This window comes from Calyptranema fuscum S582, from assembly GCF_055793305.1.
Map to the genome: position 1 here is coordinate 80,820 of NZ_JBSLYH010000004.1, position 14,066 is coordinate 94,885.

General features: G+C 50.0%; 12 protein-coding genes. 5 read left to right on the top strand and 7 right to left on the bottom strand.

Annotated elements, in window-relative coordinates:
* The first annotated feature begins 170 nt into the window (after positions 1-170).
* The 4 genes from ACR6Z4_RS04495 to aroC all read left to right on the top strand — a co-directional run bounded on the left by ACR6Z4_RS04495 (position 171) and on the right by aroC (position 3,623).
* Entirely contained in the window at positions 171-521 is a 351-nt protein-coding gene (locus tag ACR6Z4_RS04495; RefSeq protein ID WP_479716025.1) for a histidine triad nucleotide-binding protein, read from the top strand.
* 398 nt (positions 522-919) lie between these two features.
* The gene (locus ACR6Z4_RS04500; RefSeq protein WP_479716026.1) at positions 920-1,768 is read left to right on the top strand and encodes a M23 family metallopeptidase; all 849 of its coding nucleotides are present in this window, start codon (positions 920-922) and stop codon (positions 1,766-1,768) included.
* A gap of 213 nt (positions 1,769-1,981) precedes the next feature.
* Complete coding sequence (locus ACR6Z4_RS04505) at positions 1,982-2,386, top strand: bactofilin family protein (protein WP_479716027.1); 405 nt, start codon at positions 1,982-1,984, stop codon at positions 2,384-2,386.
* A gap of 145 nt (positions 2,387-2,531) precedes the next feature.
* Complete coding sequence (gene aroC / locus ACR6Z4_RS04510; RefSeq protein WP_479716028.1) at positions 2,532-3,623, top strand: chorismate synthase; 1,092 nt, start codon at positions 2,532-2,534, stop codon at positions 3,621-3,623.
* 207 nt (positions 3,624-3,830) lie between these two features.
* Here aroC and argB read toward each other — a convergent pair whose 3' ends face one another.
* Positions 3,831-4,721, bottom strand: a complete 891-nt coding sequence (gene argB, locus ACR6Z4_RS04515; protein ID WP_479716029.1) for an acetylglutamate kinase — start codon at positions 4,719-4,721, stop codon at positions 3,831-3,833.
* Between the two features lie 400 nt (positions 4,722-5,121).
* On the opposite strand from argB, the gene ACR6Z4_RS04520 reads away from it, so the two are divergent.
* A complete protein-coding gene (locus ACR6Z4_RS04520) occupies positions 5,122-5,778 on the top strand; it encodes a GUN4 domain-containing protein (protein ID WP_479716030.1) in 657 nt (218 codons plus the stop codon).
* A 34-nt stretch (positions 5,779-5,812) separates the two neighbouring features.
* Here ACR6Z4_RS04520 and ACR6Z4_RS04525 read toward each other — a convergent pair whose 3' ends face one another.
* The 6 genes from ACR6Z4_RS04525 to ACR6Z4_RS04550 all read right to left on the bottom strand — a co-directional run bounded on the left by ACR6Z4_RS04525 (position 5,813) and on the right by ACR6Z4_RS04550 (position 13,981).
* Positions 5,813-6,364 carry a shikimate kinase gene (locus tag ACR6Z4_RS04525; RefSeq protein ID WP_479716031.1) on the bottom strand — a complete coding sequence of 184 codons (552 nt, stop codon included), beginning with the start codon at positions 6,362-6,364 and terminating at the stop codon, positions 5,813-5,815.
* 130 nt (positions 6,365-6,494) lie between these two features.
* Positions 6,495-7,538 carry a LapA family protein gene (locus ACR6Z4_RS04530; protein WP_479716032.1) on the bottom strand — a complete coding sequence of 348 codons (1,044 nt, stop codon included), beginning with the start codon at positions 7,536-7,538 and terminating at the stop codon, positions 6,495-6,497.
* 235 nt (positions 7,539-7,773) lie between these two features.
* Positions 7,774-10,368 (bottom strand): DNA gyrase subunit A, encoded by a 2,595-nt coding sequence (gene gyrA / locus ACR6Z4_RS04535; RefSeq protein WP_479716033.1) that lies wholly within the window; start codon positions 10,366-10,368, stop codon positions 7,774-7,776.
* A gap of 679 nt (positions 10,369-11,047) precedes the next feature.
* The gene (locus ACR6Z4_RS04540) at positions 11,048-11,209 is read right to left on the bottom strand and encodes an isochorismate synthase (RefSeq protein WP_479716034.1); all 162 of its coding nucleotides are present in this window, start codon (positions 11,207-11,209) and stop codon (positions 11,048-11,050) included.
* Positions 11,210-11,894: 685 nt separating this feature from the next.
* Entirely contained in the window at positions 11,895-13,100 is a 1,206-nt protein-coding gene (locus ACR6Z4_RS04545) for a Coenzyme F420 hydrogenase/dehydrogenase, beta subunit C-terminal domain (protein WP_479716035.1), read from the bottom strand.
* Between the two features lie 305 nt (positions 13,101-13,405).
* The gene (locus tag ACR6Z4_RS04550; RefSeq protein ID WP_479716036.1) at positions 13,406-13,981 is read right to left on the bottom strand and encodes an NADPH-dependent FMN reductase; all 576 of its coding nucleotides are present in this window, start codon (positions 13,979-13,981) and stop codon (positions 13,406-13,408) included.
* Between the last annotated feature and the right edge of the window lie 85 nt (positions 13,982-14,066).

Here is a 14,066-nt window from a genome sequence, read left to right on the forward strand (position 1 = left end):
GTGTAGCGTTACAAAGTATTGCTATAAGTCCTGTTTATAGCAATTTACAATTGGCTTGGTGGCAGATGTTTTTTGAGAGGCGTGCGGAGCGCGCCTCTCAAAAAACATCTGCCTATTTGGTTTTTAAATCGGTATTACAATTCTGCAAGCAGTCATTACACGGATGGAACATGAGCGACACCCAAGACACTTTATTCACCAAAATTATCAAGCGAGAAATTCCGGCAGATATTGTCTACGAAGATGAACTGGCGATCGCCTTCAAAGACATTCATCCTCAAGCCCCGGTACATATTCTGGTAGTGCCCAAGCACCCGATCGCCAAGCTAGCAGATGCAGACTCCCAAGACCATCGGCTGATGGGGCACCTGTTATTAACGGTAAAGCGTGTGGCAGAACAAGCGGGTCTCACCAATGGCTACCGAGTGGTGATCAACACCGGAGAAGATGGCGGACAGACCGTTTACCACTTGCATTTGCACATTTTGGGTGGTCGTCCGATGGCGTGGCCTCCCGGTTAATCGTGTGTCTCATTGCGCACATCCATCAATCAAGCAACCACAATTTTCATCGATCCCATGTTGACTTAAGATTTAAGGCGATCGCTGGGATCGCTTTTTTTTGCCCAGATATAGCAATTGAATGGTTCATTAAGACGGGGTGCAGGGAGGTAAAATCCCTGTTCGGGGGCACAGCCGCCCCCATGCCCCTGTCTTAACCAGCCCTGCCGCTGCTATAGACGACGTTGGGCAACATCGGCTGGGAGACGAGAGCATATCGTTGCCCGAAAACTGTTGCCCAACCCAGGTCAAATCAGGACGATTTTAATAAAAATTTAACAATTTGGGCATGGAGTAATACAATAATGCTTTCTCGATTGTGTTTCTGAAATAACTCTCAACAATCTCGGTAACTGTTCATGAGTCGTCGCCTTCCTAAGACCTACACCATTTTGATTTCTTGCACGGGCAGGACACCGATTACTCTCTCATTTCAACCAATGGTCGTACTTGGGGTGCTGATAACGGCGATCGCCGTGCCGACGGCATGGATCGGCAACATTGTTTATTCTTACCATCATAAAAATTTAGTTCTGACCGAGCGCAACGCCAATCTCAGTCAGCAAGCCAACACAATTCTTGAGCAAGTCGAAACCTTAGAAACGCAGCTCGACACGCTGCAAGAACGAGCAGGTCTTCCTGAAGCAGCCCCAACACCGTTGAATAAGAGGGAAGCATTACCGCAAGGAGGGGTGGCTCAATCTGTGGCTCCTGAAAATTTGCTGGAGGTATCCAGAGACAAACTCTATACCCTGTTTCAAGCGCTCAACGGTGAAGTGCAACCCGCTTTAGAAGAAACATTAGAACGGGAAGAGTCTATACCCCAGGGTGTGCCGCTGAAAACTGCTTTCGACCAATCATCGGACTATGGGTTTCGCCACAATCCCTTTGGCGGCGGATTTGAGTTTCATAACGGCTTAGACTTCACCGCTGCCTATGGTGCGCCCATCTATGCCACGGCACCGGGGGTAGTGATTAAGGCAGAATCGTCTGGGGGTTACGGCAATCATGTTGTAGTCGATCATGGCTACGGCTATCAAACGCTGTACGCCCATCTATCGGAAATTGAAGTGACAGCAGGAACGCCAGTGACTCGCGATAGTGTGGTCGGTTACTTAGGGAATACAGGACGTTCGAGTGGTCCACATTTGCATTACACGGTTTACCACAATGGCGAAGCTGTAGACCCCAAATATTATTTGGAATAGACTCTATGCATAGTAAGTCTGAACGAGAGCTGTTGTGGCTCGCACGTTCTTAGTAGTGCAAACACTAAATGTTGCAATCTGGGGGGTGGGGGCTGCGCCCCTACGCAGAGGTTTCACCCCTGCACCCCGTCCTAACAACCCTAATGCGTACTGCTATAGAGTTGGAAATTAGTCTCATACAATCAAAAGAATTCACCTTGGAGCAAAGGGGCGATGTTTAGGCGCAAGCAACCGATGTCACTGACCCATATCGGCGAGAAAAGCGAAATTCAGGGTGATATACACCATGAAGGCGAGCTACATGTTCATGGTATTGTCCACGGGACGGTTGAAGTCTTGGGTGATTTGGAAGTTTCTCAAACCGGCTTAATCGAGGGCCCCGAATTGCGTGCCAATAATATTATTTTGCATGGGGTGATTAAAGCTAGAGTGATAGCAGAAGGACGCTTGACCCTGACCCGCACATCTCGCTTAGAAGGAGATGTCAGCGCTAACTCGTTAGATATTGAAGCGGGGGCGTTTTACGTCGGCTATATTTCTACAACTGAATCTAAAGCTCTGCCTGGATCCGGAAATTTACCCGAGTTAATGAGTCGTGAACGAGAATCGCTACCCTAGAATTTCTACTTATCAAAAGCTTGATTTTGTCCTTCTGTTAAACAAGAAGTGATGAAGTCTAGTCGGCTAAGGTAGCAAAAACTCGTAGACACGAGTAGGTTTTGGGAAGGACGCGGGACGATTCAATTCAACTTGAGCAGCACATATGGGTAACATCTTTGGTCATCTCTTTCGAATTTCTACCTTCGGAGAATCACATGGTGGTGGCGTTGGGGTCGTCATTGAGGGGTGCCCGCCACGATTAGAAATTACGGCTGAAGAGATTCAGTTTGAACTCGATCGCCGTCGTCCTGGGCAAAGCAAAATTACCACACCCCGGAAAGAAGCGGATGAATGCGAGATTCTCTCGGGGGTCTTTCAAGGGAAGACGTTAGGTACACCCATCTCGATTCTGGTGCGCAACAAAGATGCGCGATCGCAAGATTATGACGAGATGGCGGTGAAATATCGTCCGTCTCATGCAGATGCCACATACGACGCTAAGTATGGCATTCGCAATTGGCAGGGGGGAGGTCGTTCGTCTGCCCGAGAAACAATTGGTCGAGTCGCCGCAGGAGCGATCGCCAAAAAGATTCTCAAGCAAGTGGCTGGGGTCGAAATTATTAGCTATGTCAAGCGCATCAAAGATTTAGAAGGGGTGGTTGATCCCAATACCGTGACCCTAGAACAAGTTGAAAGCAACATTGTTCGTTGTCCCGATGCTGACTGTGCCGATCGCATGATTGAGCTGATCGAGCAAACTGGACGGGCAGGCGATTCCATCGGCGGGGTGGTCGAATGTGTAGCGCGTCATGTCCCCAAGGGGTTGGGGTCACCCGTGTTTGACAAGTTAGAAGCAGACCTGGCAAAAGCAGTCATGTCATTGCCAGCCAGCAAAGGGTTTGAAATTGGTTCAGGATTCGCTGGAACGTTGCTCACTGGATTCGAACACAACGACGAGTTTTACATCGATGAACACGGCGAAATCCGCACCGTGACCAATCGATCGGGCGGTATCCAGGGCGGTATTTCTAATGGAGAAACTATTATCCTGCGGGTCGCCTTTAAACCCACCGCTACGATTCGCAAAGAGCAGCGCACCGTCACCAACGACGGCGAAGAAACCCTGCTGGCTGCCAAAGGTCGGCATGATCCCTGTGTCTTACCGAGAGCAGTACCCATGGTAGACGCGATGGTGGCGCTGGTTCTCTGTGATCATCTGCTGCGCCATCATGGGCAATGTGAAGTCTTACCCTAAAAAATTCGCAACCCAATCAAGTTCCAGTGTAGCTGTGGCGCGGCTCTGCCGCGCCACAGCTACACACCGATCTTATTCCTCTGTCATTTCTGTTGAGAGCGACGGCGTTGCCGTCGCTCTTTGAATATTGTTGGAAGCGCGGCGACGCCGCGCTTCCAACAATAAACTTCAGCTTGATTAAATCCACGATCCTAAGTTTGATCCCGATCAGACCATGAACTCAGATGCCAGAATCATGGAGCCAATCCCGGCGTCGGTGAAAATTTCGAGTAACAGGGCATGGGGAATCCGTCCGTCTAGAATGTGGGCAGCTCGCACACCCTGAGCCAGCGATCGCACACAGCAATTAACTTTGGGAATCATGCCACCCGCAACGACGCCACTGTTGATCAAGCGACGGGCTTCTTGAATATCCATTTTGGCAATCAGACTGCTGGGATCATTGCGGTCTTGCAAAATGCCGGGGGTATCGGTGAGCAAAATCATTTTTTCAGCCCCCAGAGCAGCTGCAATTTCACCCGCTACCGTATCGGCATTAATGTTATAAGATTGCCCGGTTTCATCAGCCGCCACGCTGGATACAACCGGGATATAACCGCTTTTGACCAATGAGTTTAAGATATTGATGTTAATGCTGCTGACCTCGCCAACAAAGCCAATCCCTTCCTGACCTTCGGGGCGAGCTTTAATCAGGTTGCCATCTTTACCGCATAACCCAATGGCAGATCCACCCGCCTGGTTAATCAATGCCACAATTTCTTTATTTACCCTGCCGACTAATACCATTTCCACCACATCCATCGTGGCAGCATCTGTTACGCGCAACCCATTCTTAAATTGCGGTTCGATGCCCAATTTATCGAGCCAGGAATTAATTTCAGGTCCTCCCCCATGCACAACGACCGGACGCAACCCTACGCAAGACAAAAACACAATATCGCGCATCACGGTGGATTTGAGGACGCTATCTTTCATGGCAGCTCCCCCATACTTCACCACAATCGTGCGCCCAGCAAATTGCTGAATGTAAGGCAGGGCTTCGCTAAGAACCCGGACACGAGTGGCTTCGGCTTTCTCGATATATTCGTTAGTTAACATTGGCAGTGAAGAAATCTGGATATAGCAAAGGATAGAGCGAAAACGAGTGAATTGAATGAAGTTTAGCAGCCTCAGACCGAAGATTTGTAGTACTTGATCCGGAAAACCAGCGTTATTGCGAATTACGTATCTGATTCTGGGTCTGGCGATGAAATCAGCCTTGCCAAATCCTCAGCTAGATAGGGATCATGGATTTAATAGAACTGAAGAGTTATGGTGGGAAGCGCGTCGTCGCCGCGTTTCCCACCATAAACGTCCGGGTTTTATTTAATGTGTGATCCTTAAGGATCACAAATTAAATAACCTGTGATTCTTTTTGAGAGAGCGACGGCTTCGCCGTCGCTCTCTCAAAAAGAATTGGGTTCTATTAAATCCACGATCCTAAGGAAAGATAGATCTGATGGTTCAACCCAAGTTACCCCCTTTCGTCCCTCACCATAAACGATTGTGGCGATCGCTGGTTTTTGTAGGGGTAGGTGCGATCGCCATACTATTGGCACAACCCTTGCTGCAAGATGCGACGTTTTGGTTAGGCTGGCAGCAGCCCAGCCGTGACTATGGCGAGTTAGAACGGTTGCTCAAGGCTGAAAATTGGGCAGACGCAGATCTAGAAACGACCTGGGCAATTATTCAACTGACGCACATTAAAAATCCCTTTTCAATTTCTGAAACCTCTATCAGCCGCCTCCCCTGTGCCGATTTGAAGGTGATGGATCAGTTGTGGCGACAGTATAGCCATGAACGGTTTGGTTTTAGCGTGCAGAGAGAAATTTGGCAAGCAGTGCAGGATGAGCTGTTGAACCAGACTTCCAGTTCACAAACATATTGGATGGGCAGGATAGAGTTTATGCAACACTTTACCCAGCGTGTAGGGCGAGGCATCAATGGACCAAAACCAGAGTTCAACCTACAAGCTCCGGCTGGATATTTACCCTCGTGGGGAGTCTTGATGAAAGCACCTCACGGGGATTTTCCTGGCGAATTTGTCCCGTTTTCAACACCTGCGTTCACGGAACGAATGAACTGGTGCCGCATTGGAACGGACGCTGTTCGTTGAAAGCCTATAGCGCCGCGCGCTCGACCAGACCAGATTACTCTCGGGTACGGGGTGGCAAAATGACCTGGCTGATTTCTTCAAATATTCGGTTCGCAAGTGCGTCTGGGGTTTCGCCAGGTTGAACGCTGATGCGCACATCTGCCTGGGCATAGAGGGGCGATCGCTGCTCTAGTAAGGTTTTTACCTTCTGTAAGGGATCAGGGTCTTGCAACAGGGGGCGGGTTGTATCTGCTTTAATCCGGTCAAACAATTGCTCAAGCGGTACATCTAACCAGACAATCAACCCGTAGTGCAGATAACTCCAGTTTTCTTGCTTAACCACAATGCCACCGCCCGTAGCGATCGCCAGTCGCGTATACGACGACAATTCGCTTAACACGGTTGTTTCTAACTCCCGAAAGGCTACTTCACCAGATTCTGCAAAAATCTGGGCGATCGTCTGTCCGGCAGCTTGCTCGATCACCGCATCCGTATCGATAAAGCGATAGCCGAGGCGTTCTGCCAGGAGTCGTCCGACGGTGGTCTTGCCCGCTCCCATCATGCCAATCAGATAAAGATTAACGCCTCGGAGTAAGTTGTTCTGCATAGATCGTTCGTTGCTTAACAGGTCATTGCCTAACAATAGGCTTGGATCGGGGACTGAATAAAGCTGACGTTGGTGTGGGCAAGCGCGGCGTTGCCGTGCTTGCCCACACCAACGTCAGCCAAACACCATTCTATCTGCGAGGGCGAGGGCGATCGCCTTTATCATCCTCATCCTCGAAGTCCCACTCGTCGTCGTCGCTGCTTGGCGATCGCCAGTCTTCGGATTGTGCTAGTTCATCGGCAGTAGGTGCAGAGCTAAATTCGGATGGCGCAGACGGTTCTGAATCCGGTCGGTAGGGGGGTGTAATGACTCGATATTCTGCGTCGTAAACAGCTTCATCGGTCTCATCTTCCCCAGCGTCGTCTGGATCGCGATCGGGTTCGTCTGTGTCTCGGTAAGTATAGGAATATATCGAACCTGAGCGATAGCTTGCTCTGGGTTCTTGCTTAACTTCAAAATCGGTGCGGCGGGGTGGCGCTTCGGTGTAAGGTTCATCCTCTACATCATAGGCTCGCCGATCAACCTCGTCTTCAGGATCGTCGTAGCCATCCCATTCTTCCCATTCTTCCCGATCGGGTTCTGGTTCGTCTTCGGGTTCTTGGATGAAGGTCTGGTATCCCGGACGGCTGGCTTGAGCATAGGGGTTACGCCGTGGCTGGGGTATAGGTTCGGGTTCACGGTCGTCTACTTGCCATTGTTCGTGAGTCCGATCGACGTCTTCCCAGTTGTCGTTAAGACGGGTGCCAAACGTTTCCCATTCATTCAAGGGTTTCTTTTTGGCAGTTGCCGTTGGGGATGGGTCGGCATAGGGTCTAGAGCGATCGCCTGCGACGGTGCGACTGGCAGACGTGCCACTGGTAGATGGACGATCGGTCGGTGCCGACCAACCCCCTGTGCGATCGCGTGGGGCTGTAGGATTGGTAAACCGACTGGTGGTGGATCGTTGGGTCGGACGAGTCCGATATCGCCGCAATGAAATGGCGGATGCACTCGATAACCATGCAATGACAACGCTGGTCAACGCACCTGCGGCGATCGCCCCAATTACCCAAACGGCGCTCGGCAATGCCTGCGTTTGTGCCGCTAAAATCACCAGAGCGATCGGCGTCGTATTTTGCAACGCAAAAATCGTCAACGCACCGACGATGACCAGTAGTATGAAAACTCTCAGCATCGACCTAATTTCAATCCCTACCCTTTTACATCCACCCTACACGTTCATTTTACGATTGGCTATTGGCTGTAAAGATCAAGGCAGTTAAGTTATACCAATTTAAACGGATTTTTAGGCACATCGAAGTTAAGTGGCAATCCCAAATACGTTGTGAGAGGCGCGCCCCAAAGGGGTGCACCTCTCACAAACCGCTGATCTTACACCTAATTTAGGACTGCGAGTGGAGGATATGGGTTTACTCGGCAGCCTCTTCTCCCTCAGCCTGATCGGTGGACTCTGTTTCTTCGCCACTCGAAGGTGGCACCAGGGCAACTGCAACGATCGCATCGTCTTCATCCAACCGTTGCACCCGTACCCCCGTTGCCGCCCGCGATTGCTTGGAGATGGCATTCACGACTTGGCGGATAATGATGCCCCGACTAGTGATGATCATCATTTCATCGTCTTCATTGACAATGCGCAGGGCAGCGAGGCGATCGTCAGGTTTCCGGAATTTAATCGATCGCACCCCCATCCCGGCTCGTTTTTGTAACCGGAACTGGGACACGGGCACCCGCTTACCCAAGCCGCCGGTAGTGACGACTAACGCCCAGGGTCCCTGGTCGCTGGTGGGTTCTAGCTCTAGTTCTAAATCTAGTTCTTCCGCTTCCGATTCGGGTTCGCCAGCCGCACTGGCGACCATATCGACCACCTGACTGGGCAAAATATCCATGCTGATCAACTCGTCGCCCTTGCGCAACGACATAGAACGGACGCCCCGAGTCGGTCTGCCCAACGGTCGCAGTTGTTCATGATCGGTACGAAAATGAATTGACATACCCTGGCGAGTGCCAATAATGACACTATCTTCGGCACGGGCACGACGCACCCAGCGCAGTAAGTCGCCTTCTTCCAGGGAGATCGCGATCAACCCATTGGCACGAATATTGCTAAAGGCAGACAGCCCCGTTTTTTTGATATACCCTTTTTGCGTCAGCATTACCAGATATTCGTCGTCTGTAAACTCAGTTACCGGGACGATCGAGGTGATTTTCTCGGCATGGGGAATGGGCAACAGTTGCACGATCGGGACGCCGCGCGAGGTGCGAGATCCGGTTGGGATCTGGTATGCCCGCAAGCAATAGGTGACCCCGCGATCGCTAAAAAACATAATGCTGTCGTGGTCGTTGCAGGTAAGGAAGTGTTCAACGCCATCGTCTTCCTTCATCCGGGTTCCCGCTTTACCACGAGTTGCCCGACTTTGTGCCTCAAACGTATTCACGGGCATACGTTTGATATATCCCTGTTCGGTCAACAAAATAATCGCTTTTTCGTTGGCGATCAGGTCAGAGTCTTCTAGCTCACCGTCGAGTTGCTCAATTACCGTGCGGCGGGGCGTCCCATGCGCGGCTTTTAGCTCAACCGCTTCGGTTTCAATGATCTGCAAAATTCGCTCTCGCCGCGCCAGAATATCGCGCAGATCCGTAATTTTGAGTTGCAAATCTTCGTGTTCTTGCCGGATCTTTTCAGCTTCCAGGGCAGTCAGTCGGCGCAATTGCATTTGCAAAATTGCATCTGCCTGAGATTCTGACAGGCTATGAGACTCCATCAGCTCTTGCTTGGCAGTCGGCGCATCGGCAGCATGACGAATCAACGCGATGATGGCATCCAGGTTTAATAGGGCGATCATCAACCCTTGCAGCAAATGATCGCGATCTTCTGCTTTGCGCAATTCGTAGCGAGTCCGACGGGTAATCGTCTCGATGCGGAAATCTAAAAAGACCTGAAGGAATTGTCTCAGGCTCAGTAGCTGGGGTTCGCTATTGACCAGCGCCAGCATGTTGACCCCAAAGTTTGCCTGGAGTGGGGTTTGTTTATAGAGATTATTTAGCACGACCCGAGGGTAAGCGTCGCGTCGTAGTTCGATGACGATCCGCATCCCGTCGCGATCGCTTTCATCGCGAATATCGGCAATTCCTTCCAGACGGCGATCGTTCACCATCTCAGCAATCTTTTCGATCAGGGCTGCCTTATTGGTCTGGTAGGGCAACTCGGTGACAATAATGGCATCGCGATCGGGACGCCCACGATGTTCAATCGTCTCGATCTGAGCGACACCGCGCATCGTAATCGAACCCCGTCCGGTGGTATAAGCTTCCCGGATGCCACTGGTACCGAGGATTTGTGCGCCCGTCGGGAAATCGGGTCCCGGAATGTAGCGCATCAACTCCAGGTCAGTAATTTCGGGATTATGGATCAGCGCAACCACACCGTCGATCAGTTCTGACAAGTTATGGGGTGGGATATTCGTTGCCATCCCCACCGCGATCCCCGATGAGCCATTGAGCAAAAGCTGGGGCACCCGCGCTGGCAGAACCAACGGTTCTTGTTGCGATCCATCGTAGTTGGCAATGAAATCGACGGTTTCAGATTCGATGTCTTGCAACATCGCATTAGTCGTGATCGGTCGCAGACGACATTCGGTATATCGCATGGCAGCCGGAGGATCATTATCCACCGAACCAAAGTTGCCATGACCATCGACCAGGGGCGATCGCATGGAAAAATCCTGCGCCATCCGCACCAGGGCATCATAGACCGCTGTATCACCGTGAGGATGGTATTTACCGATCACATCCCCGACAACACGAGCACATTTTCGGAAAGGGCGATCGGGAACTAACCCTAACTCATGCATCGCGTAGAGAATGCGGCGATGGACAGGTTTGAGACCATCCCTTGCATCTGGTAGTGCCCGTCCTACGATAACGCTCATCGCGTATTCGAGGTAAGACCGGGACATCTCGTTTCGCAGATCTGTTGGGACAATCCGCTCCTGAGGGTTGGTCATAGGTGAAAAAGCTCCAAAAACGCGAAATTTGGGCGAATAAATGGCAAATGGGGTGAATAAATGCCAATTAGCGCTGCGATCGCTGCTAAATATCGCAAGTTACTTATGAAATTTTAACACATCACCACCCTTAGCGGGGTGGAATCGTTTGCTGTGATACCGTTTAGGGGACTGTCTTTTCCAGGAATCTTGGCATCCCCATCCCCCTGTAGCGATGTGATCAATTGCGAGTCATCTCAGATTCTTAACAAATCCTTAGGGTCTGTTTTAAAGTTATTTTTTCGTGCACTTCGCGTACGAAAAAATAACCCTCTTAGCGAGTTTTAAAACACGCCCTAAACCCAATTTCGTTTTAAGAGGGCGACGGCAAAGCCGTCGCCCTCTCAACACGTCGATAACGCTCGTTTTGTTAATCTTTAAATCCCAGTACAAAACAGGGCTTTGCTATTAACAAAACCCTGTTTCATCAGGTTCAGTAAATCGGCATAATTAAAGCTTAGATCTAAACCCCAGTGCCGCCTACACAGCAGGCGGCACCAGATTCTAAGATTTTATGTTTAATAATGACCACCTACTTCAATTGTCTAAGTTATCAGTAAACAAAAGAGCTAGATGTTGGCAGTATCAAAACTATCGCATGGGCTAACATTAGCTGAACGACAGCATTACTGCCAGATACTTACTTTTCTGCTTTGGATAAATCAACCCACTCCGAATAGGGTTCGCCATCAAAAGGTTGTACACCGATTTCAGGATATTCATCTTTGCTCGGGCTGAAGATTCTGCTGGCACCTTCGCTTAGATATTGCAGCACATCTCGCAATGATTTGATGACATTCATAAACTGACCTCAAACTTGCTAAGTAATTGTATTTTTGATGGGTGACTGGAGCGAAGCTGATATGCCTTGGCGGTGTTGCGTCACCTTGGAAATCAGAGGGATTGTCTCCCAAGTTTGCTGTAGATCTGAAAACGAGTTCCAGAGCATTCTTGAGAGTGAGGATGTAAATTCAATGCATTTCAGCTTTGCAGAATGAATACTATACTCAGTTTTTTTGATGAGTAAAAACTGATTTGGTACGTTGTAGGGTTGGGTTAGGAATTAGGTTCCTCATTCCCTAATCTCCTAATTCGATCATATTTGGATGATACGGATGTGTCGCTAAATATACGAGGATAAGCCACCATTCTTTACAGGGGTTTGTGATTAGAAATACTTCTTGTGTAGAGACATTAACAAACTCACCGTGAGCCGCCCGATGTCAGGCTCACGGTTGCAGAGTTTTATGAACGGTTCTACCAGCGGAATTGGGATTGTGGATCGAAATTTTGAGAGAGCGACGGCTTTGCCGTCGCTCTCTCTCACGCAACATCCGTAATCTATCTGGTTGGTGCAAAGGCTATATGGCGTTACCCGTTTGGGTTAAGTACGGGGTGTGGGGGTGGAACCCCCACGCAGGGGGCACCGCCCCCTGCACCCCCTGTACTTAATCAACTTGTATATTGCTGTAGAACCAAGAATAATTTTATTCCGGCAATTTATATTGGCTGACAATCCGTTTGGCAAACTCTGGGACATGTGCCGCTAACTTTTGCGGGTGGTTCCGTTTGACATAGAGATAGTTGCGGGTAAAGTGGGAGTCGATCGAGAAACGAGCGTATTCCAATCCTTTCGGACCAATTTTCTCGATCACAACACCCATGAGTTTGGCTGCCCACATGGGTAAGGTGACGCCTTTGTCGTAGGCAGGAATACTTTGTTGCACCGCATTGCGGCGATCGCCTTGAGACATCACAGGCTGAGTTTCAATCTGATCGAGTGCCAGATCCAGCATTTCCTGTCCGCGATCGTTGCGCACTACAATCCATTGCCAGCCAAATGGTGCGCCCATATAGCCAACGACTAAATCGGCTAGAGAATTAACATAATCAAAACAACTCATACAAGAGGGGGCAAACACATCTTTGAGTTGATTGGTCTTTAAGCCAAAGAAGGGAACGGTTTCGGTAGAACCGTCTTCATGCTTGAAGTGAACCCTAAAATCTTGCATGAATTCGTAATGGACAACGGTATCGGGCGACCGGCTGGTGGTTTCTAAAAACTTTTGCAATCCGGCGCGGGTGACATTATCCACACAGGGTGTGCCCAAAACGTAGAGTTTCTCCAGCCCGAGCTGTTTTTCGACCGCTCGGAGTGCCTGGATCTGGCACCCTACCCCAATCACGAGCAGGCGTTTCATGCCCGATTGTTCGATCTGCTCTAATACCGAGAGATTCGGTGAAAGGGTAGGTTTGTTCACCCGTGCTGCCAAAATTTCGGCAGGAGTACGGGCAATGACCGGCATGGGTTGAAACCGATCGTCTGCCGTATTTTGCACACAGACGACCCCTTCTACCCAGCCGCGATTGAGCATTTCAATCGCAATGGTGCTGACGATGCCCGTCCATTGCGCACCCTCGATCGGCTCGGTTTTACGAGCTGCCATCATGGTTTGAGCAACGCCAAAATACCAGTCGTCTGGATTGTCTAAATTGCGCGATCGCCCGTGAGTCTGTTCTTCTAAGTCTGGAATTTGCTGATTAATAAAAGCACAAGCCTCTTTGACGTAGTGAACGTAGTAGGTGTCGCATAACCCACACTCACTACAGAGTTCTTTGGCAGGACGACGGCTACCGGGCTTCAGGGCTTTTGCTTTTTTGTGTTTAGGCAAATCGGGGCAAACAGAAGTCATTGTGACGCAGCGTAAAGGGTGTTCTAAGGTTGAGTGATCAGAGTTGCTGGTGGTGCAATCGACTGTTAATGGTTAGAAAAAGCTCACTTCGCGACCCTTTCCCAACCATTAACAATCGTCGCCTTTGATCACAATATCTCAGAGAGGGCGATCGCAGATCGGCAAAGTTGATTTTTTGGGGCACTAGGGTTGCAAACACTAAATTTTGCAACATGGGGTACCTTCTTACTCCGGCATTGCTTAGCTCTGCAATGATATTGTCCCAATCGGCACCGTCCCCACTGCTCCCATCAGATCACAGGAAATTATCCCAATTTCACGAGTATTGTGGCTAATTTAGTTCCCAAATCGCGCACTGCAATCCGTTGTTGCTCGTCTAGCAAATTATCATGGTCGTCAAACGCTTGATGAGCATTGGAAATTGCTTTTTGGTCGGGAAGCACCAGAACCCCAATGCTACTAAGGATAGAGCGAACATGAAACAAGCCTCGTAACCCACCCAACGCCCCTGGGGAGGCACTCATAATCACCGCCACTTTATCTTTAAAGCAGGCAAGCGACGGTTCTCCGGGGGCAGGACGCGATGCCCAGTCGATCGCATTTTTGAGCAGGGGTGTAATCGAGCTGTTGTATTCCGGGCAGGCAATCAAAAAGCCCTGGTGCGCTTTCATCAGTGCCTTAAACTTCAAGACATTTTCCGGCAAGCCGTCGGCGGCTTCCAGATCCTGATCAAAGAGCGGCATAGGCAACGATCGAAAATTCAGGACGGTGACATCTGCACCAGCAGCTTTAGCCCCCTCGGCAGCAATCTTCACAAGCTTTTGGTTAAAGGATGCTTCACGGGCACTTCCCGCGAAAGCAAGAATTTTAGGGGTGGTCATGGGGTTCTCCACGTCAAGTGCTCTCATCTACGGTACTTCCAGAACCCCTCTACGTGAACCCCCTGAGCGATGAATCATGGATAAA

Coding starts and splice junctions, on each gene's coding strand:
- aroC (WP_479716028.1), top strand. CDS start 2,532: ATGGGTAACATCTTTGGTCATCTCTTTCGAATTTCTACCTTCGGAGAA.
- ACR6Z4_RS04530 (WP_479716032.1), bottom strand. CDS start 7,538: ATGCTGAGAGTTTTCATACTACTGGTCATCGTCGGTGCGTTGACGATT.
- ACR6Z4_RS04545 (WP_479716035.1), bottom strand. CDS start 13,100: ATGACTTCTGTTTGCCCCGATTTGCCTAAACACAAAAAAGCAAAAGCC.
- ACR6Z4_RS04520 (WP_479716030.1), top strand. CDS start 5,122: ATGGTTCAACCCAAGTTACCCCCTTTCGTCCCTCACCATAAACGATTG.
- ACR6Z4_RS04495 (WP_479716025.1), top strand. CDS start 171: ATGAGCGACACCCAAGACACTTTATTCACCAAAATTATCAAGCGAGAA.
- ACR6Z4_RS04525 (WP_479716031.1), bottom strand. CDS start 6,364: ATGCAGAACAACTTACTCCGAGGCGTTAATCTTTATCTGATTGGCATG.
- ACR6Z4_RS04550 (WP_479716036.1), bottom strand. CDS start 13,981: ATGACCACCCCTAAAATTCTTGCTTTCGCGGGAAGTGCCCGTGAAGCA.
- ACR6Z4_RS04500 (WP_479716026.1), top strand. CDS start 920: ATGAGTCGTCGCCTTCCTAAGACCTACACCATTTTGATTTCTTGCACG.
- argB (WP_479716029.1), bottom strand. CDS start 4,721: ATGTTAACTAACGAATATATCGAGAAAGCCGAAGCCACTCGTGTCCGG.
- ACR6Z4_RS04540 (WP_479716034.1), bottom strand. CDS start 11,209: ATGAATGTCATCAAATCATTGCGAGATGTGCTGCAATATCTAAGCGAA.
- gyrA (WP_479716033.1), bottom strand. CDS start 10,368: ATGACCAACCCTCAGGAGCGGATTGTCCCAACAGATCTGCGAAACGAG.
- ACR6Z4_RS04505 (WP_479716027.1), top strand. CDS start 1,982: ATGTTTAGGCGCAAGCAACCGATGTCACTGACCCATATCGGCGAGAAA.